The organism is Rhodopirellula sp. J20-39 (assembly GCF_057365095.1).
The window spans coordinates 4589374-4609064 of record NZ_CP195123.1 but is presented as its reverse complement, the minus strand read 5'-3'; the positions used below and the strand labels follow the sequence as shown (position 1 = coordinate 4609064).

Here is a 19691-nt window from a genome sequence, read left to right as displayed (position 1 = left end):
CAATCTGTTATCCGCCATCAGTATACGGGCATGCGAAGTATAGGGGCATGCGAAGTGGTTCTTCTAGCGGCTCTGGCGATTCAGCGGCTGTTGAAATCGTTTGCGAGGCGGTCTCGTTTTCGACATTTTCATCACAGACCGGACAAACGTCATTTTGCGGCGACCGGCACGATCGATCCATTCGGAAAAAATGTGATTGGGCATGCAGCAAATTTGTCAGACGAGGGATAGGTACCGCTCATTCAGTGCGTGGCTTGAAACGTGACCAAGAGTTACGCAGAGATTTTCTAGGTAGAGATCTCGGTTTTGTCGTGTTTCGCTTCCGTCGACGCAAATTTGCAAGTTTGCTCGCTGGCCGAACTGCATGGCACGACTGCCGCCGCCACAATTTTTAGTTGTTCTTCGTTGTTTAAAGCTGTCTTCGCATCGCTTCGACTCGCCTTCGCATTGGTTTGCGTCGGTCTAGGGTTGATTCTGGGTGCCCAGTGGCTCGGGTTAATCCCCGATTCGCGGGTCCAGATGGAAGCTGCGCGGCACACAACTTGCCAAAATATCGCGATTGGCACGCTCGATGACATTCGCAACGAACGCTGGCTGAAGCTCGATTCCACCTTGCGGGCGATCGTTCGCCGCGACGATCAACTGCTTTCGGTAGGTCTACGGGCCGAAAATGGTGGCTTGCGTGTGGCCACCGAAGCACACGAATTGTGCTGGGAAACCACCTCGGACGGCAAAGAACAAGTCAAGGAACCCATCGACGATGTGCCTGATTGGGTGCAAGCTACGGCAACCGCCGTCGATTCCAAGTCCAAGCTTTATCCCGGTTTCGAGTCGGGCGACCATAACACCAGTGAACCTGAGTCCGCGTCCGCCGCGTCGACGCCCAAGAAAGCTGGCGAGAATATCTGCCTCAAGATTCCCATCATGGTGCGGCACGAGCACTGGGGATATTTGGAATTCAGCTTCCGTCAGCCGCCCGCTGGCTTATTCGGTGGCGTGCTCGATGCAGGCATCTCGGAGTTCATAGTGTTCTTCGCTTTTTGTGGTATGGGATCGTACACGCTGCTCATGATGCGAATCATGGGTGTGTTTTCTCGCACGCAAGTGGTTCCCGATCGTGTGCGGCAAGCTCTCGACACTTTGGCCGAAGGTCTGTTGGTGCTCGATAGCAGTGGCAAGATCGTATTGGCGAATGAAAACTTTCTGTCCATCAACGGGTTTGAGACAGACGAACTGATCGACCGACTGGCTGCCGATTTGCCTTGGTTCTTCCCGTCGTCGGATCCGCGGAAAGCGGCTCCGGAAACGATCTTCCCTTGGACGCGAGCGATTAAAGAACGGCAAAGCGTCACCGCCGAAATTTTGCGGATGACGGGACGCGACGGTGTGCACCGGGTCTTCAGTGTTAACGCGGGCCCGATCGGTGATGAGGCTCAGCAAAAGGGAGCGTTGGTGACGTTCCAGGACGTGACGCACGTGGAAAAGCACCGCGTCGAGCTGGAAAACATGCTCACGATGCTGCGTCGCAGTAAGGACGAAATTCAAAAGAAGAACAAAGAGCTCGAGATCCTCGCAACGCGTGACGCTTTGACCGGGTGCCTTAACCGTCGTGCCTTCTTTGAGCGAATGGAACCGCTCTTGGAACAGCATCGCAAAGAAGGTCGTCCGTTGTCATGTTTCATGGTTGACGTTGACCACTTCAAGAGCGTTAACGACACGTACGGTCACCACACCGGAGACGAAGTTCTTCGTGAGGTCTCCAAGTCGCTACGTGATCTGTTTGAAGAACAACACATCGTTTGCCGTTATGGTGGCGAAGAATTCTGTGTCGTGCTTCCCGGTTTCGATTTGCAGCAAGCGCATGGCGAGGCTGAAAAGACTCGTCTGGCGATCATGAACATTCGTTTGGATGATCCAGATGAATTGCGGCTCACCGCGTCGATCGGTGTCAGCGAAACTTGCTTTGGGGCGGAAGAGACTCAAGACCTGATCAACCAGGCGGACGAATGCCTGTATGTCGCTAAACGTGGCGGACGAAACCAAAGCGTATTGTTCGATCCGGATCGAGTGTCCGTCTTGGGCGAAGAAGAAGCAAAGGCCGAGGTCGCGATCGATCCCGACTTGGCCGAATTGCCGTTCCATGCGGTCACCGCGTTGTTATCAGCGCTGGCTTATCGTGATCCGGGGACTGCCGAGCACAGTCGCCGGGTGGCGAACCTATGCGTTCGATCGGCTCAAACATTGATGTGCCAGCGAGACACCTATGTATTGGAAATCGCCGCGTTGCTTCACGACATCGGCAAGATCGGCGTTCCCGATACCGTGCTGCATAAACCGGGACCACTGGACGATAACGAGTGGAAGGTGATGCGTCGCCACAATTCCGTCGGTCTGGACATGATCGCGGGAACGTTCCATTGCGAAGAACTCGAACTGATCATTCGCTCTCACCATTCAATGTCTTCCGAACGCAATTTGTCGCGTCCGTTGAACTTCCAGAATCTGCCGCTTGGAGCACGATTGCTGAAGATCGCGGACACCTATGATTCGATGGTTTCGGATCGTCCGTATCGTCGTGGTTGCAGCACCAGTGAAGCCGTGGCGGAACTGCGACGTTGTGCTGGGATTCAGTTCGACCCTGAACTTGTCGAGCATTTCATCGTACACACGCTGGAACAGAATCCGGCAACCAATCTTGGCATCCCGACCGCTCGTGGAATCGCCTTCGCCGTTCCGAAGCCTATCGCCCTGAAGATTGGTCAGCAGATTGAATTGCTGGCTGACGCGATGGATACGCAAGACATTGAAGCCCTGGCTCGATTGGCGAAGGACCTTGCCGAGATCGCAGACTCGAATTACTTGTTGCCGATCGCAGAATCCGCCAACCGCATCGAAGCGGCTGCGGAAGCTTCCGGCGAAGAGGTTCAGTGGGTTGAGCTCTTGCAGGAAACGCAGGTTCTGATCGATCTATGTCGCTCCACCCAGAACGCTCACCTGACTGAAATGCCCAGCTCGCTGTAGACGGAAGTTCCAGCTCGCTGTAGGTAAAAGCCGCCTAGCCTCGAAAGTAGGCCCTAGGCGAGTGGGCGTCGCAATCGCCGTTGGTCGCGTGACAAACTAGGGACGGTCGACCCAAGGGTTTTCGTCTTTGCTAACGGTCACGTTGGCTTTCAAGAAACCGACGATCTTGGGAATCACGGTTGCGTCTTCGTTCACCAACGCTGCGTCGCTAAGGCTTGTGTTCGCCAGCACCAGTTCGTAACCCGTTGCCGTTCCGCGGTTGATCTTCTTCTTAATGGTCTCCAGTCGACTGCCGAGTTGCTCCGCTTCACGACCTTGAGAACTTGCTTTACCCGCAATCAACATCGTCGGCAGGCGAATCAGGTTCGGATCTTGCATCGGAGTGGCCATCGCCATGCCGTTCAAATTCTTCTCCGGTGAAACATAAACCAATGCTTTGACGTCTTGACCCTGTTTGATTCGGCCGACGCTAGGAATCGCCCAATCTCGCGAAGCCCAGAAACCAGCCATGATCGCGCCTTCGCCGATGCCAATCAACGAGAGTGCGTTCAAGTTCAATCGACCTTCGTTGTTTTCGGTCTTCAAGAACTGTTTCACTTCTTCGATGTCGTAACGAACGATCGCCTCGACATCGCTGCGACCCATCGTGGGAATATTGTATTCTTTTTCGACGCCGCGGCGGTCTGTGTACGTCTTGCTGTTTCCGTGTCCTCGGTATTCCACGGCAACGACGGCGAATCCGGCTTCTCGCAGCGCCATGAACAATCGCATGTAGGGACCGGCTTGTCCCTTCCATTCATGAACGACCAATACAGGGACCGCGTTCTTTCCTTCGGCCGATGGGAAATAGAATGCATTGATGCTGACATTGTCCTTCGTTTTCAGGATCTCCCGCCGAGGTTTTAGTGCCGGGTCTTCTTCTTTGCCTCGTCCGCGATTGTTGCCGGCTCGTGGGTTGGCGGGACGTTTTTGAGCCACCTGCGCGTCGCCGGCTTGAGCGAATACGGGGGCGACGTCAAAGAGTCCCCAAGCCAAAGCAATGGCGGCCAGAAGAGCGTGTGATCCGAATGTATGACGCTTCATGTTGAGTAACCTAATCGATAAGGGGCACCGCGATGCTGGGCTTTGCCCGTCTGACGTTTGCCCGCCTGGAATCACGCGGGAATCAAATCTCGCGGGAATGCAATTTCAGTGTTCGTTTCTGGGCAAGCTGCCACTTGGAGGCTGCTTGACCGATCCGTTCCAGTCTAACCGAACCCGATATCGGTTGCACGAACACCGGCGGAATCTTCTTGCCGCAACTGAATCGCAAGATTGATTAGCTAGATCAGATATGGCGAGAATCCGGGCAGCGGCTTGATCTCGCTAATTGGTAGACGTTTACCTGCGAAATGCAAATTGATCGCACTCGCTCGCTTCGCAACTTGCACGGACGAGCTCAAGCGTCGACAATCGTTGTGCCTCGCCTCACGCTAGGCTGCTAATCCAGTGAATGTCCGCGCCGTTGTGGTGCGTTGTATCATTCGCGACTTTTCCTTCTGCAACGATCTTTTGCCCATGCTGCCACGCAATCTGACCATCATTTGTGTTGCACTGGTGGTTTCAGCCGCCTGTCATCTGCTCCACCGTCGCACAAAGGCGGCCATGACGGTGGGGGAAGCGATGGAAATGATTGATCAATTTTATGTCGATCCAGTCGATGATCGTGAGCTGTTGAAATCCGCGATGGATGGCATGACGTCAACGCTGGATCAACACAGTCAGTACATTCCGCCGCAAGACTATCGCACTTTCCAGGATTCGATTAATCAAGAGTTCGCAGGGATCGGAATCTATGTGGAACAGCCGGACAAAGACTCGCCTGTTCGCGTGATCACGCCTCTGGTCGGCTCGCCCGCGCTGCGAGCGGGAATCCTGCCTGGTGACCAGATCATGAAAGTTGACGAGGAAGACGTTTCGTCGATGGAAATTCGAGCGGTCAGCGAACGTTTGCGAGGCCCCATCGGTACGACCGCAACGTTGTTGCTCAAACGCGGTGACGAAGAAGTGACCACGTTCGTTACTCGCGATCGGATCGAGATCGAGTCGGTGATCGGCGATCATCGTGATGTCGAAAGCCGCTGGGTTTATCGCCTGCGAGCGAAACCGAACGTCGCTTACATTCGAATGACTAGCTTCGGCGACAAGACGGTTCGCGAACTCGAAAAAGTGTTGAAAGCACTCAACAACGACTTCGATGCATTGGTGTTGGACTTGCGTGGCAACGGCGGTGGTTTGCTGACCGCGGCGGTGGATGTTGCCGACATGTTCTTGGCGGCTGGGCGAATCGTCTCCACCAAGACACGCGGTGGAATCATCGAAGAGGAAGCGGACGCGACATCAAACACACTGGTTGACGCCGACAAGCCGATGGCGGTGCTGATTGACCACGATTCCGCCAGTGCGAGTGAGATTGTTGCGGCGGCTTTGCAGGATCATGGTCGTGCGATCATCGGCGGCACTCGCAGCTTTGGCAAAGGAACAGTTCAAAATATCTTGCCGCTGGAGTACGGACGCAGTGCGTTGCGTTTGACCGTCGCGAAGTACTACCGTCCAAGTGACCAGAACATTCATCGCGGTAAAGACGCAACGGAGACAGACGTCTGGGGCGTTACGCCAGACGACGGGCTGGCCGTTGAGATTGAAGTGCCGAAACTGCGTCGGTTGATGATGTTGTGGCAGGAGGCGTCGTATCCGTCGCTGAAAGGCATCGATCGCGGAGCGGCAATGTCATCGCCGCCAACAGAAACGACTGCCGAACCAGGCAATTCGGAGACGCCGGCTTCCAGCGAGCCAGCGGGCAACAAGCAGGTTGATGCCGGCGAAACGACCGTTGAATCTGGCAAACCCGGCGATATCTCTGCTGAAAACGACATCGTCGACCTCTCCACGGCCATTGAGGCCGCTGATGTCGAAATCGCACAAGCCGGCACCGTTTGGGAGCTCGACCAACAGTTGGTCCTGGTCGTTGAGCGAATGCTTGACCAAAGCGATGCGGCAGACGAGGCCGGGGACGGCTCAAAAGCCGACGGCAACGGCGAGCCAAGCGAAGAAGCTGAGCCGGCGAAAAAGGCTGCTTAGGCCAAACCCATGGCGGTGGGATGACGTACTGCTACATTGAAAGGTAGCATTGGTCGGTCAATTATTCGGACCAGGCTCTTCACCTGGGGCAGTCAAGCTACCTCATCCTGAAGCGTTTGACTCGGAATAGACGTAATTGCCGCGTCCGTCGCGAAAGTGTCGGCGGGCACCAAGGCTTTTTGCTTCCCCACTCTGAAGAGTGATCTCGCCTCACTTTCCTACCAAAGAATCCACCATGAAAACGATCTCGTACGTTGTCGCTGGCTTAGCCGCTCTGGGAATTATCATTGCCCTGAACATGTCTCCTGCACCGGAAACCGCCACGCCTGAGTCGGCCGATTCGGCAACTACATTGGCTTCCGCCGTCGCGGACGTTCCTTCAGAACCTCTCGCTGAACCCGGATCGATGACCTTGGAAGTGCCGGGCATGCATTGCCAATTCGCTTGTTTCCCCAAGGTCAAAGAAACTCTTGAAGGAGCCGAAGGCGTTAGCGAAGTCGTTCTCGCTGAACAACCCGACCCGAACGCTTTGACCGTTAAGAAAGTCATCGTGCAGTACGATGCAGGCTTCGATGTGGGCAAGGCTTTGGCCAGTCTTAAGCAGAACGGCTTCGAAGCATCGCCACAGTTGTAGGCAAGTTATTCCGTCTTCGAACATTAAGACGAGGTCCAGTTCCGTGCCAGCCACCGGAGTTCTATTGGTTGGCCACGGCACCCGTGACCAGCGCGGCACGGATGAGTTCTTTGAGCTAGGCAATCGCTTGGCTTCTGAATTGAATGGCCGAGCGATCGTTCGGCCAGCTCTGCTGGAATTTCAGCAACCGACCATCGTTACCGCGTGGAGCGAATTGGTTGAACAGGGAGTCGAGCAGGTCGTTGTAGCACCGCTATTGTTGTTTGCGGCGGGACACGCGAAATCCGACATCCCCGACGAAATCGAGGCGGCCCGCAAAGCGACGCCAAACAGCGAGCACATCGCAGTTTCGTTCAGCCGGCCGATTTCGCGGCAGGCGAGCATGGTCTTTGCCGTACGCCAGCGGTTGCGTGATTCGTTGACGCGATCCGGTGCACGGAAGGCTGCGTCCGAAAATTCCGTTGCGACAGAGTGCTCCGCCCCCACTGCGATTGTGATGGTCGGACGCGGCAGTCGTGATGTGTGTGCGTCCGCTGATATGCGGTTGCTTGCTGAGGTGGCGGTTCGCGGTGCGGATGAAACGTCAGGGTGTTCACTCGCCGATCAATTCGATCTTTCGCCCAGCGGTTTGTTCACGACCTTCTACGCGATGGCGACGCCTCGATTGCCTGATACGCTCAGCGAAGTCGCCGGTTCAGGACGGTTCAGCCGCGTGATCGTGCAGCCACATCTGTTGTTCAATGGCCGGCTCTACGAAGCGATCCTGAAGCAGGTCGCTGAGGCTCGACAGCAATTTCCAGAAGTCGATTTCCAGGTTTCTGATTACCTGGGCCCAACTGATGCGATCGCTCAGGCGATTGCGTGGCGTATCGAGCATTAAAAGAGGTTGGGGTGTTTTGCAGGATCCGCAGCAATCTCAAACTAGCAGCTTGGCTAAGTTGGTGACCTTTTACGCATGCCGACGTTGTGGAACGCGTTCGTTTGTCTGGCGGATCGAGTTTCAACGTAAAGCGAACCGCGTTGCTTAGTACCGAGTCGACCCGAACTGCACGGGGGCAGCGATTTGAGTACCGCCAGCGTTCATTTGAGCGTCGTAAGCCGAATTCAGTTGACGGCTAAGAGCTGCGACTCGCTCGGTTGCCATGGTCGCGTTGTTGCCCAAGGCACTTCCGCCTAGAGCCAGAGCTCGCTGATAGTTCTGCAAAGCTTGCACTGAATCGCCGCTGGATTCACGCAGTCGAGCCAAAGCCAACCAAGCTCGTGGGTTGTTGGCGTCCTGTTGCACGGCGTCTTCAAGATACTTCAAAGCAGTTTGCGGTTCGCCATGTTCTTCATACAGTCGGGCCAGTTCGATACGTGGCTCTGACAAAGTTGGGTTTTGCGCCGCCCAATTTTTTAGCAATGTGAATGCACGGTCGGGGCGTCCCGAATCAACCAACAACACTGCCAATCCGCGATGGCAATCGACGTGGTTTGGATCGTGGTCCAGGCATTGGTTGTAGAGTGCTTCGCTTTGCCGAATCAGGTTCCCGTCTTGACGTTGGTTCCCGAGTCGGTGCGTCGTTGCAGCCAAGTTGTAATAACCATCGGGATCTTCCGGTGCCGAGGCAATCGCCTTTTGGAATTGTTCCATGGCGGCGGTGTATTGGCCCTGGTTGTACATCGCTGCACCCTGCGAGTTCTGGCTGCCGGCTGCCCATTGGCATCCCGATAGCGTCGCGAAGGTCAAACCGGCGATGAACGAAAACACGAGCGTGGACCAGGTCAGACCGGGACGCTTGATTCCGATCGCGGAGACGTCTTGGGTGCTGGTGAATGCATCGCCTTCGGGCAACACTTCAACGCTGGTTTCAAAGTCATCGGGATGAATGACACGAAAGCCAGAACCGGGACTCGCAGGCGGGGTTTCCGCTGGCGCGTGTTCGGGATTGAATTGTGGAAGCGTCTGGCGAAGTGCAGGAGCTGGCATAGGGGGCGCTGCAGGAAGCGGGAATGGACGGACGACGCGGAGTCAAAAGGCCGGTGAACGGCAAGTCGTTGCCGATGAACTGTTGGTAACCCTTTTGCTATCGCAGTCGCAAGACGAAAGCGGCCCATCCCGGCGGAAGCTCGAAATTTCGTTCTGAGCGTTCGCGATCGCTTTTTGAGGCTGGCAAACGGTGCGATTCCCGGCTGATCTCCTGCGATTAAACCGGTTTCTTACGTTTTCGGCGATCTAAGGTTGCCGCCGGCCCGCCCCTATTTTCGCGTCAATCGCATGATTCGGATGGGGTGCTCGGGATCGTCTTGGAGCGTAACGAGTTCTTCGTGGTAATTCCAAGGCTTGTCCTGGACCCAGTCCCGAAATTCGTTGCCGATCACACGTTTGGGGTCACTTAGCAGCAATTGCCCGCCTTCGGCCAGTTCGACCTCTGCGGTTGCCAGCAAACCAGGCCATAGTTCTCGCAAATAGGTCACGTCGCTTCCCAGGATGAAGGGAAACGGATCACCCTCGATCTTGTCTTCGCCCAATCGCAAAACCCGCACGTCGGCCTTCAGCCCCAATCGAGACAAGCTTAAACGGACTAGATTCAGCGGGTCTTCGACGCCGTCAGTCATCGTGACCTCAGCACCTCGCAAGATCGCAGCGATGCCCGCGTGGCCAGTGCCGCAGCCAACTTCCAGCACTCGCTTGCCAAACAGATCTACCCGATCGAGGTACTGGTCCAGCCCGGATGCCGCTCGCCAAGTTGTCGCCCAAAACGGATCGATGACACCTTCTTCGCCCTCGTCCTGGCGGCGGCAAGCGTCTAGCAGCATACCGTCGGGATCCGAAGCTGCGGCCAGGGAGCGTTTCTTGCCGGCGATCAGGGTGTCTTCCCAGTGCCAGGCGAAATGTAGTGGGGAGTCAGACATTTTTTTAGAGTGGGAAAGGGGCACAGGAACGCAGGGCCGCAGTGGTTCTGGGGGACCGTTGTCTTGGAGCACCGCCATGCAGCGTTACAGTTTGTCAGCGTTGCACGGATAGCGTTGCACAGGGTGGGATTCGGGACTGGTTGAGAATCGGGACGGGGTTAGGAGAGAGCTTCGGCTGCGTCGGCGGCGAAGTAGGTGAGGACGCCGTCGGCTCCGGCTCGTTTGAACGCGAGCAAGCTTTCCAGCATCACCGCTCGGCCATCCAACCAGCCCGCGTCGGCCGCACCACGCAACATCGCGTATTCACCACTAACTTGGTACGCGAATGTCGGGACTCCAAAGGTTTGCTTCACGCGAGCGACGATGTCGAGGTACGGCATGCCTGGCTTCACCATCACACTGTCAGCCCCTTCGCCCAAGTCCAGTGCAACTTCGTGAATCGCCTCGTCGGACTGCGAAGGTGATTGCTGGTACGTTTTCTTGTCAGCCACACCCAGGCTGGCCGCTGAGCCGACCGCTTCACGAAACGGGCCATAAAATGCACTGGCAAACTTGGCGGCATAGGACATGACTTGAACGTCGGCGAAGCCATGTGAATTCAGTGCCGATCGAATCTCGCCGATTCGGCCGTCCATCATGTCGCTGGGCGCGATCACGTCGCATCCCGCTCGTGCTTGCACGACCGCCTGTTGACGCAGCACAACGTTCGTTTCGTCGTTCAGCACGATCCCGTCACGCATCAAACCGTCTTGGCCGTGACTGATATAGGGGTCCAAAGCGACGTCCAGGATCACGCCCAGTTGGTCGCCGACCGCCTTCTTGATCTCACGAGTGACGCGGCATACCAGGTTGTTTTCGTTGGTCGCCTCGGTGGCTTCCTCGTTCTTCAGTCCCGGTTCGGTTGCCGGGAACAACGCGATCGCCGGAATCCCTAGGTCGACCGCTCGCTTAGCTGCATCGATGATCTTGTCGGTGCCCAAGCGATTCACGCCTGGCAGACTCGAGATCTCTTGGCTGCCCGCTCCATCGAAAACGAACAACGGCCAGATCAAATCATCCACGCTTAGCGTGCTTTCGCGAACCAAACGGCGACTCCAGTCGTGCGATCGTACGCGGCGCATCCGCGTGTCTGGATAGGGGGCGCGGGGGGGATAGGTCACGTTAGCTCACTCTTTACGAAGCTGGATTCACACTGCGGGTTCCGACGCTGCAATTTAGTTGTTTAGGCAGGTCTGGGCTACCGGCTCGAATTCGATCCAACCGTTCGCGTTCGCTCGCCCCGGCTACCGTTTTTTCGCGATTCCGCATAGACTTCGCCGGGGACTTCGGCGGGTTTTTGCATCGATTTCGCCGGCCCTTTGAAGCTTCATTTTCCCAACTCATTCGCTCCTAGGAACGTCTAGCCGATGGCCGATTTTCTGGAACCCGGTAGCAAAGCTCCCGCATTCACCCTGAAAGACCAGGACGGAAATACCGTCAAGCTGAAGGACCTCGCTGGCAGCCCCGTTGTCTTGTATTTCTATCCCAAAGACGACACGCCAGGGTGCACCAAGGAAGCGTGTGCGTTCCGCGACCGATACGACGAGATGAAGGCGACCGGGGCTCAGCTCTTCGGTGTCAGCCCAGATGACGAAGCCAGTCATATCAAGTTCCGCGACAAGTATGATTTGCCGTTCCCGTTACTTGCTGACCTTGGTCACAAGATGAGCGAAAAGTATGGCGCGTGGCGTGAAAAAAACATGTACGGCAAAAAGTCGATGGGCATTCAGCGATCGACTTACATTCTCGATGCTGACGGCAAGGTCGTCAAAGTTTGGAAGCGAGTCAAAGTCGATGGGCACGACGAAAAAGTGCTCGAGGCACTCACCGCGCTGACGCAATAAGTCTGCTTCGAGGGCTGTGTCAGTCAAAGATGAATGAGTCGGGCCGGTTGATGCCGGTCAAATTCCTCTGGCCAGTTCGGCCATGCTGAACGCGATCGAATTGCCACGTTGCTCAAATTGTTGAAAGCCAAATGGTCTGATTGAAAACCTTCAGACCGTTTGATCGTCCATTTCAAAACCAGAAGTCCAATCCAGTGATGCATAAGTACTCCATCGGTATCGACCTCGGCACGACCAACAGTGTCCTCGCCTACGCTCGCACCGACGACGAAGCCGCTGGCCGTCGTGACGCTGCTCCTCAAATTGAATTGCTGCCGATCCCGCAAATCGTGGGACCGGGGCAAATCGAGTCGCTGCCATCGTTGCCTTCGTTTTTGTACATGCCGCGCGAAGGTGAGTTTGACGCGCTAAAGATCGACGGTTCTCGACTTGAAGGTCGTGAATGCCCCACTTCGTTCCCGGACCCGGCTGACGGCGTGGTTGGCGTCTACGCGCGAGGCCAAGCGGCGGACAATCCGCAGCGGGTAATCGTGGCAGCCAAAAGCTGGCTATGTCACGGAAACATTGGCCGCACCGAAGCGGTATTGCCGTGGCAATCGCCCGACGATGTAAAGAAGGTCTCGGCTCTGGATTGCACGCGACGTTACTTGCAGCACCTGATTGCTGCGTGGCACGCTGCGTTCCCCGACGCTCCCATCGATCAACAGCAAGTCGTGCTGACCGTTCCAGCCTCGTTCGACCCTGCGGCCCGCGACTTAACTCGGCAAGCGGCTATCGAAGCGGGGCTCAGCGAGCAATTTGTTTTGCTGGAAGAACCGCAAGCGGCGGTCTACCGCTATTTGGCATCGACCGGGGGAAGTTGGCGGAAAGCGATGAGCCCTGGTGATCGATTGCTGGTGGTTGACGTCGGGGGCGGCACCACTGACTTGACCCTTGTGGGCGTGGATGCCGGTGAAGGCGAGCACGAGGGCGAATTGGAATTGCGACGCCGCGCTGTCGGTCATCACTTACTCGTTGGTGGTGACAACATGGACCTGACGTTGGCTCACCTCGCTTCGGAGAAATTTCGCGAGCAAGGGCATGACCTCGATCCATGGCAAAGCACCTCGTTATGGCACGCATGCCGTGACGCCAAAGAGCGTTTGTTGCAAGAGGATGCACCGGACAAGCACACGATCAGTGTTCTCGGACGTGGATCTTCCTTGATTGGCGGTACCATCTCGATCGAGATCGAACGGGCCCAGGCGGCAGAGACGCTGGTTGGCGGTTTCTTCCCCGCGTGCTCCCGCGACGAGCGACCGCAAGCGAACGTGCAAAGCGGCTTCCAAGACATTGGCTTGCCGTATGAATCCGACCCGGCAATCACCAAACAAGTTGCCGCCTTCGTTAGCGATCATCTCTCGGGCAATTCGGACTCCGATAGCGACGATTCGAATGGCGGTGATTCGGGCGACAGGCCAATCACGCATCTGTTGCTCAACGGTGGTGTCTTCCGCAGCGAAGCGATTCGTAATTCAATCCAGGCAACGATTGCATCCTGGTTTGACGCTCCACCTCAAACGCTCAGTTCGGCGGCGGATTTGGATACTTCCGTCGCAATCGGTGCCGCTTACTACGGATTCACGAAGGTGACCGGTGGGATTCGCATTCGAGGCGGCACGGCGAAATCGTTCTACATCGGAATCGAAACCGCTGGGCTGGCGATCCCCGGTGCACCTCGGCCGCTGCGTGCCGTCTGCGTCGCCCCGCAAGGCATGGAAGAAGGCACCGAAACGGACGTGCCTGGTGAACAAGTCGGCGTGGTCGTGGGCACGCCCGCTAGATTCCGCTTCTTCTCATCCACAACTCGCCCCGGTGATACGCCTGGCACGCGACTGGATCGTTGGACGCCTGAAGATCTGCAGGAAAGCGAGCCGGTCGAGTTAACGCTGGAAATGGAATCCGATGCCGAGGGTGGGCCCGGTGCGACATCGCGTCAATTCGTTCCAGTGAGATTCCAGTCGCGGGTCACGGAATTGGGCATGTTCGAATTGTGGTGCCACGGGGTCGAATCCGACAGACACTGGAAGCTCGAACTCAACGCACGTGCTTAGCATGTTTGGACGTGTCTGGCCGCGTTTAGCCGTTTAGCTGGGGCGAGCATGGACGCAACCGGAATGCATCTGTTTTGTCCACAAAAAAACGGCCAGTGTCGGCATGACACTGGCCGTTTCGATATTCATTGCGGGTTAGCTCGACGGTTGAACTAGACCAAGCCTTCGCAGCGGTTCATGCAGTTCAAGTCTTCGAAAGCTGCCTTCAAGCGATCGACGAAGGAAACTTCTCCGCTACGCAACCAAGCACGTGGGTCGTAGTACTTCTTGTTGGGCTTATCGTCGCCTTCGGGGTTGCCGAGTTGGGTTTGGAGGTAAGCTTCGTTCTTCTTGTAGAAGTCCAAAACGCCCTTCCAAGTTGCCCACTGCATGTCAGTGTCCAGGTTCATCTTGATCGCACCGTATTCGATCGCTTCGCGAATTTCTTCGCGTGACGAACCGGATCCACCGTGGAAGACAAAGTTGACGGGCAATTCGCCGGTACCGAACTTCTCGATGATGAAGTCTTGTGAGTTCTTCAAGATGATTGGCTGCAAGCTCACGTTACCGGGCTTGTAAACGCCGTGAACGTTACCGAACGCGGCTGCGATCGTGAAGCGAGGCGAAACCTTGCTGAGTTCTTCGTAGACGTAAGCCACTTCGGAAGGTTGTGTGTACAGTTTGCTGCTGTCGACGTCCGAATTATCGACACCGTCTTCTTCACCACCGGTGATGCCTAGCTCGACTTCGATCAGCATGTCCATCTTGTTCATGCGTTCGAAGTACTGCTTGCTGATCGAAACGTTTTCTTCGAGTGGTTCTTCGGAAAGATCCAACATGTGCGAGCTGTACAGTGGCTTGCCGGTTGCGGCAAAATGCTTTTCGCCGGCATCGAGAAGGCCGTCGATCCAAGGGAGCAATTTCTTGGCACAGTGGTCGGTGTGCAGGACAACTGGCACGCCGTAGTGTTCAGCCATCGCGTGAACGTGTTGAGCACCTGAAACGCAACCAGCGATCGCAGCTTTTTGGTCGTCGTTGGAAAGGCTTTTGCCAGCGTAGAAGACTCCGCCACCGTTGGAAAACTGCACCATGACTGGCGAGTTCACTGCCGCTGCCGCTTCCAGAACTGCGTTGACGGAGTCGGTGCCGACAACGTTCACGGCTGGCATGGCGTAGTTGTTCTCGTTGGCGTGACGCAGCAAACGATCGAGGGCTTTCCCGGACACAACACCCGGCTTGATTTGTGAATCGCTCATGAGTTTGAATTCTGGCTGATGGCTATAAACGTTGCAAAGAAAAGTTGCGACTTCTGGAAAACCAACTTTCCAGGCCGGGCATTGTCGTTTTGTTTGCAAAAGTTTTCAACGGGCGGCAAGATGCGCACAAATATTGCCATCAAGAAGACAAAACCTGCGGTTTTGAACCACTTAGCGTGATTGCGGTCCGTTGTGGTGCCTCGAAGGGTTGTTCAATCTCCCTACCGGTCGCGAGCGCCTGCCACGCTTATACGTTGCGGCAATAAATATCTCGACAAAATCAGTTCGCAAGGGTATCCCAAAATCAAATCAAAGCCACAACGAGCTAGTGCGAGATGATGTCCGAGCCGCACCGGAAAGGCATTCGATCGAGTTCGCCCAAACGGTGTGGTGGGACGAGTCAGCGTCAGCGACGCGACCGCGCGGAATCCGGATTCGCAGTAGAATGGCTCCGCTTGTGAGTGGAATGCATCGATCGTCAATCGAACTTCACTTGCTTCCCACCATCCCCTCCTTCCGAAAGTCTTCATGTTCAAAAAATCAGTAGTGCGTTTGGCGCCGGCCTGCTGCCTCCTGGCGGTTGCAATCTCTAGTCCTCATGCGATGGCAGCGGATGCTGACTCTTCAACGGCTCACGCGAATCAACGGACGAGCGAGGGAAATGGGAATCATGTTGTCGGCCCCGATTACTCGATTGACCCTGATTTGACCGACCGAGGGAATCCAAAAGGCAAGTATTTCGAGTTCTCGATGCCGTTGGCCGAAAGCAAGATTTTTCGCGGTGACGACAAAACACTTGATCCGAAAAAGAAGGTTCGCAAGCAACGAAAAGTCTTCGTGTACGTTCCCGCCGCTTACGTCGATGGGACCGCAGCACCGATCATGGTAACGATGGATGGACCAAGCCGTCTCGATCTGGTTCGCAACGCGTTGGACAACCTGACGATATCCAAAGAACCGAAAACTAAAGTCCAGCGGCGATCGTTGCCTGCCTTTATCGCGATCGCGGTTCAAAATGGCGGTGATGACAGTAAAGGAAGCGAACGAGGATTGGAGTACGACACGATGTCCGATCGCTTCGCCCGTTTCATCAATGATGAAGTACTGCCGGCAGTTCTCAATCATCCCGAAATTAGAACGGCCTATCCCAACATTGCGTTCACCGATGATCCCTGGGGAAGGGCAGTGATGGGATGCAGTTCAGGAGGTGCAGCGGCACTGACGATGGGCTGGTTTCGGCCTGACCTGTTTCGACGATTGATCACTTACTCCGGGACGTTCGTTGATCAACAGGACGATGATGCGCCCGAAGAGACCGATTATCCACTGGGTGCATGGGAATACCATTCCAGTATGAAACTGATTGAAAACAGCGAGAAGAAACCGCTGCGGATTTTCACGCATGTTTCCGAGAACGATAATCGTGCCAAAGATCCTGAAGAAACGTATCACAATTGGGTGATGGCTAATCAGCGGACGGCCGAGGCGCTGAAGGCCAAGGGCTACGACTATCGTTTCGTTTTCAGTCGAGCGACCCGGCACTGTGACCGGAAGGTGTTTGAGTCAACGCTGGCGGATACCTTGGTGTGGATGTGGCAGGGCTATCGGGCTGAGTAACGCATGAACGGGCTGAGTAGCGCACGAAAAATGCGGTGGACCTTTGGTAAGATCCACCGCATCGATTTGGTGATGTCCGTTCAATGTGGGTGCTGGACCTACATTTGAATCTCGTAGCCTTCGCGGTAAGGACGCGTTAGCATCGAGTTGGCTTGGTCGTCGCCCACGATTTGTTCGCTGGCGTCATCCCACTTCAAGTCACGGCCCAGACGCGCGGTGATGCCGGCCAAGTGGCAAACGTTCAGCATTTCCATGTGCGAGTGAACGTCCGAAATCGGTTCGGCTTGTTCACGGTGGCAATGCAGGAAGTTGGCCCAGTGTGCAAATCGACCGTTGCCAGTCATCGGATGGTTTTTGTAAACCTTGCGAATCGCGTCTTCTGGAAGCGGGTTGTCGGCCAGTGCTTCGACTGGGCCACCGGTCAGCTTGCCGCGGTTGACGAAGATACGTCCCTTTTCGCCTTCGATCAGAACACCGTTGCTGGTGTCGTGACGAATGATCATTTCGGTACCGTTGGCGTAGTCAACCTTGAACTGGAAACCGGTCGCGGTGTTGTAGCGATCGGTTTGGACTGGCTTGCCATCGACGTATTCGACGGGGTGTTGGGCGGAACCGCTGATGCCGGTCGGGCCTTCAGCCTGTCCGTTCAACTTCAATGCCCAGTTGCAGATGTCGACGTGGTGAGCGCCCCAGTCAGTTAGCTTGCCGCCGGAGTACTCGTACCACCAACGGAATTCATAGTGACCGTTGGACATAACCTTCTTAGCACCCTTAGGACGAATGCTGCGATAGTCGACGGCTGGAGCAGGGCCGAGCCAGAGGTCCCAGTTCAAGCCCTTAGGTACATCCGCAACTGGAATCGCAGGACTCTCCGGTGCAGCGCCGATGGCGGCTTGCACGCGAGTGATCTTACCGAGGCGGCCATCGGCGACGATTGCCATGGCTTTGGTGAACAAGGGGAACGTGCTTCGTTGTTGTGTTCCGACTTGAATGATCCGGCCCGTTTCCTTTTGGACTTTGCGGATCAGCTTGCCTTCGTCGATGGTCAACGTCAGTGGCTTTTCGCAGTACACGTCTTTGCCTGCCAACATGGCTTCGACCAGTGGCTTGGTGTGCCAGTGGTCGGGGGTTGCGATGTGAACGACCTTGATGTCATCGCGTTCAAGAACTTTGCGGTAGTCTTCGTAAGTGTCCGCGTTGCCGCCGCTGAGCTCTTTGTTGGCTGATTCGCAACGACCGGAGTCTGCGTCAGCGATTGCAACGACGTTCAACATGCTCTTGGCCGAACGCATGTTTCCCATGCCCATTCCGCCAGCCCCGATCAGCCCGATGGGAGTCTTGTCGGCTTCCAGTTCGTCAGCCAGTGAACGGGAGTTCCAGGCAAAATAAGGAATCGCGACGGCGGAAGCCGCCATGCCTTGCAGGACCGAGCGACGAGCGATCGATTGCTGGGGCGCCGTTGCAGGCTGAGTCGGAACCGAATCCGTTTTGGTCTTTTTTGTCATCTTGGAGAGAATCTCAAAGGATTTAGGGACGGGAACTGGGCTGGTGTGAATCAACGAGACCGCGTCCTCGGTATTGAGTCCGTTGTTTCGTGAGTGACTGTGCTAGTTGCACGAAGCCACGATAACCTACCAAATTGTAACTGGGAAACCCGGATATTGCATGGTGCAACCGGCGACTGGTCCTATTCTGTGGACGGCCGGTTCGTGCCCCCCTTCCCGCACTTCGATAGTGATTCGAGGCCCTTGGCCCGGATTGGCTCCGGCGATGTGCACCAAAATCTGGTAATCTAGCACCTGCTCGAAACTCAAATTCTTTCCCACAGAACGACCACGTATGTATCTCCGAATGGCTCGCCGTTTCGCGTTAGAAACCGACAAGCGTTTGCTCGCCAAAGCAGCTTGGATGCTGGGCGTGAAGGGATTGCGAAGCGTTCACAAACACAAGCAACGGCTTAAACGAGGCGATTTTTTTCCGCCTTTCTTATACTTATCGGTCATCAATAGCTGCAATTTGCGATGCCAGGGGTGTTGGGTCGACGTGGCCGCCAAGCAGCACAAGATCGAGCTGGATGCCGCTACTAAGACAATCGAGCAGGCCAAGGAGATGGGCAACAGTTTCTTTGGGATTCTGGGCGGCGAGCCATTCATGCACAAAGACCTGCTGACGCTTTTCGAGCGTCATCCAGATGTCTATTTCCAAGTGTTCACTAATGGGCATTTCATCACCGATGAGGTCGCTCAGCGGTTGCGAGCGTGCGGCAATGTGACGCCACTGATTAGCGTCGAAGGAAGCGAAATCATCAGCGATACGCGACGGGGCCGGGCCGGCGTGTTGAATCAGACGATGGAGGGGATCGAAACGGCGATTCGTAACAAGTTGTTGGTTGGCGTCTGCACCAGCGTTTGTAAGTCCAACATCGATGACTTGGTCAATGAGAAGTGGGTCGACCGTCTGATCGAAATGGGAGTGATGTACTGCTGGTTCCACATCTATCGGCCGGTCGGTCCAGAACCCAATCCGCAGTTGGCGTTGTCCAGTGAAGAGCAACGTCGGGTCCGCCAGTTTGTCGTCGACACGCGAGCAACCAAGCCAATCATCGTGATCGATGCCTATCACGATGACGCTGGTAACGCACTTTGCCCAGCGGTAACCGGGTTCACGCACCATGTGGGCCCGTGGGGCGATATTGAACCGTGTCCGGTCATTCAGCTTGCCAAAGAATCGATTCACGATGACGTGCCGCTGAAAGACACTTTCAACCAGTCGACCTTCTTGCGAGACTTCCGCGAGCTCACCGCCGGCAGCACGCGTGGGTGTGTGATTATGGAACGACCTGATCTTTTGGTGGATCTTGCAGAGAAGCACGGTGCTCGCGACACGACGGCACGCGGTGGTGTGATCGATGAGCTGAAAGCCGTGTCGCCACGACGCAGTCAATATCAACCGGGTGACGAGATTCCCGAACGAAGCTTTGTCTATCGATGGGCCAAGAAATACGCCTTCAATGATTTCGGCACGTACGCCAAGCACTTTGATTCGTCTAAGTATCAAGATCCGCAAGCCAACGAAAACAATTCATCGCCGAAGCAGGAAGACACGCCTGATCTGGTGCAGATCCAAACTTAGTAGACACCGCGAGTGTTTTGGCTGGATTGGGGCGAGCGAGAGACTTAAGCGTGCGAACTCC

Annotated in this window: 14 protein-coding genes; 8 read left to right on the top strand and 6 right to left on the bottom strand. The window is 55.7% G+C overall.

Going from position 1 to position 19691, the window contains the following annotated elements:
• The first annotated feature begins 405 nt into the window (after window positions 1-405).
• Window positions 406-3021: a sensor domain-containing diguanylate cyclase/phosphohydrolase gene (locus tag ACR3ZL_RS16775; protein WP_473651970.1), complete on the top strand. Its 2616-nt coding sequence runs from the start codon at window positions 406-408 to the stop codon at window positions 3019-3021.
• A gap of 96 nt (window positions 3022-3117) precedes the next feature.
• Here the strand turns inward: ACR3ZL_RS16775 and ACR3ZL_RS16770 are convergent, their stop codons facing one another.
• Window positions 3118-4104, bottom strand: a complete 987-nt coding sequence (locus tag ACR3ZL_RS16770) for an alpha/beta hydrolase (protein ID WP_486172795.1) — start codon at window positions 4102-4104, stop codon at window positions 3118-3120.
• Window positions 4105-4578: 474 nt separating this feature from the next.
• Here ACR3ZL_RS16770 and ACR3ZL_RS16765 point away from each other — a divergent pair, with 474 nt between their 5' ends.
• The 3 genes from ACR3ZL_RS16765 (at window position 4579) to ACR3ZL_RS16755 (ending at window position 7655) form a co-directional block, all read left to right on the top strand.
• Window positions 4579-6141: a S41 family peptidase gene (locus ACR3ZL_RS16765; RefSeq protein ID WP_473651972.1), complete on the top strand. Its 1563-nt coding sequence runs from the start codon at window positions 4579-4581 to the stop codon at window positions 6139-6141.
• A gap of 235 nt (window positions 6142-6376) precedes the next feature.
• Window positions 6377-6775, top strand: coding sequence for a heavy-metal-associated domain-containing protein (locus ACR3ZL_RS16760; RefSeq protein WP_473651973.1), 399 nt, complete (start codon window positions 6377-6379; stop codon window positions 6773-6775).
• Between the two features lie 43 nt (window positions 6776-6818).
• Window positions 6819-7655 carry a sirohydrochlorin chelatase gene (locus ACR3ZL_RS16755; RefSeq protein ID WP_473651974.1) on the top strand — a complete coding sequence of 279 codons (837 nt, stop codon included), beginning with the start codon at window positions 6819-6821 and terminating at the stop codon, window positions 7653-7655.
• 144 nt (window positions 7656-7799) lie between these two features.
• Here ACR3ZL_RS16755 and ACR3ZL_RS16750 read toward each other — a convergent pair whose 3' ends face one another.
• The 3 genes from ACR3ZL_RS16750 to hemB form a co-directional block, all read right to left on the bottom strand.
• Complete coding sequence (locus ACR3ZL_RS16750; protein WP_473651975.1) at window positions 7800-8744, bottom strand: tetratricopeptide repeat protein; 945 nt, start codon at window positions 8742-8744, stop codon at window positions 7800-7802.
• Window positions 8745-9013: 269 nt separating this feature from the next.
• Entirely contained in the window at window positions 9014-9670 is a 657-nt protein-coding gene (locus tag ACR3ZL_RS16745; protein WP_473651976.1) for a class I SAM-dependent methyltransferase, read from the bottom strand.
• A 158-nt stretch (window positions 9671-9828) separates the two neighbouring features.
• Window positions 9829-10791: a porphobilinogen synthase gene (hemB, locus tag ACR3ZL_RS16740; protein ID WP_473653539.1), complete on the bottom strand. Its 963-nt coding sequence runs from the start codon at window positions 10789-10791 to the stop codon at window positions 9829-9831.
• 285 nt (window positions 10792-11076) lie between these two features.
• On the opposite strand from hemB, the gene bcp reads away from it, so the two are divergent.
• A complete protein-coding gene (gene bcp / locus ACR3ZL_RS16735; RefSeq protein ID WP_473651977.1) occupies window positions 11077-11553 on the top strand; it encodes a thioredoxin-dependent thiol peroxidase in 477 nt (158 codons plus the stop codon).
• Window positions 11554-11750: 197 nt separating this feature from the next.
• Window positions 11751-13646, top strand: coding sequence for an Hsp70 family protein (locus ACR3ZL_RS16730; RefSeq protein WP_473651978.1), 1896 nt, complete (start codon window positions 11751-11753; stop codon window positions 13644-13646).
• Window positions 13647-13798: 152 nt separating this feature from the next.
• Here ACR3ZL_RS16730 and fbaA read toward each other — a convergent pair whose 3' ends face one another.
• A complete protein-coding gene (gene fbaA, locus ACR3ZL_RS16725; RefSeq protein WP_473651979.1) occupies window positions 13799-14881 on the bottom strand; it encodes a class II fructose-bisphosphate aldolase in 1083 nt (360 codons plus the stop codon).
• Window positions 14882-15409: 528 nt separating this feature from the next.
• On the opposite strand from fbaA, the gene ACR3ZL_RS16720 reads away from it, so the two are divergent.
• Window positions 15410-16498 (top strand): alpha/beta hydrolase, encoded by a 1089-nt coding sequence (locus ACR3ZL_RS16720; protein WP_486172794.1) that lies wholly within the window; start codon window positions 15410-15412, stop codon window positions 16496-16498.
• Window positions 16499-16596: 98 nt separating this feature from the next.
• Here the strand turns inward: ACR3ZL_RS16720 and ACR3ZL_RS16715 are convergent, their stop codons facing one another.
• Window positions 16597-17913 (bottom strand): Gfo/Idh/MocA family protein, encoded by a 1317-nt coding sequence (locus ACR3ZL_RS16715; RefSeq protein ID WP_473653540.1) that lies wholly within the window; start codon window positions 17911-17913, stop codon window positions 16597-16599.
• Between the two features lie 436 nt (window positions 17914-18349).
• On the opposite strand from ACR3ZL_RS16715, the gene ACR3ZL_RS16710 reads away from it, so the two are divergent.
• Window positions 18350-19630: a radical SAM protein gene (locus ACR3ZL_RS16710; protein WP_473651981.1), complete on the top strand. Its 1281-nt coding sequence runs from the start codon at window positions 18350-18352 to the stop codon at window positions 19628-19630.
• Window positions 19631-19691 lie beyond the last annotated feature (61 nt).

Bases quoted from the DNA above. Each gene is read 5' to 3' on its own strand.
- ACR3ZL_RS16770 (WP_486172795.1), bottom strand. From the start codon at position 4,104: ATGAAGCGTCATACATTCGGATCACACGCTCTTCTGGCCGCCATTGCT.
- ACR3ZL_RS16765 (WP_473651972.1), top strand. From the start codon at position 4,579: ATGCTGCCACGCAATCTGACCATCATTTGTGTTGCACTGGTGGTTTCA.
- ACR3ZL_RS16760 (WP_473651973.1), top strand. From the start codon at position 6,377: ATGAAAACGATCTCGTACGTTGTCGCTGGCTTAGCCGCTCTGGGAATT.
- ACR3ZL_RS16750 (WP_473651975.1), bottom strand. From the start codon at position 8,744: ATGCCAGCTCCTGCACTTCGCCAGACGCTTCCACAATTCAATCCCGAA.
- ACR3ZL_RS16745 (WP_473651976.1), bottom strand. From the start codon at position 9,670: ATGTCTGACTCCCCACTACATTTCGCCTGGCACTGGGAAGACACCCTG.
- hemB (WP_473653539.1), bottom strand. From the start codon at position 10,791: ATGCGCCGCGTACGATCGCACGACTGGAGTCGCCGTTTGGTTCGCGAA.
- bcp (WP_473651977.1), top strand. From the start codon at position 11,077: ATGGCCGATTTTCTGGAACCCGGTAGCAAAGCTCCCGCATTCACCCTG.
- ACR3ZL_RS16730 (WP_473651978.1), top strand. From the start codon at position 11,751: ATGCATAAGTACTCCATCGGTATCGACCTCGGCACGACCAACAGTGTC.
- fbaA (WP_473651979.1), bottom strand. From the start codon at position 14,881: ATGAGCGATTCACAAATCAAGCCGGGTGTTGTGTCCGGGAAAGCCCTC.
- ACR3ZL_RS16720 (WP_486172794.1), top strand. From the start codon at position 15,410: ATGTTCAAAAAATCAGTAGTGCGTTTGGCGCCGGCCTGCTGCCTCCTG.
- ACR3ZL_RS16715 (WP_473653540.1), bottom strand. From the start codon at position 17,913: ATGGCGGCTTCCGCCGTCGCGATTCCTTATTTTGCCTGGAACTCCCGT.
- ACR3ZL_RS16710 (WP_473651981.1), top strand. From the start codon at position 18,350: ATGGCTCGCCGTTTCGCGTTAGAAACCGACAAGCGTTTGCTCGCCAAA.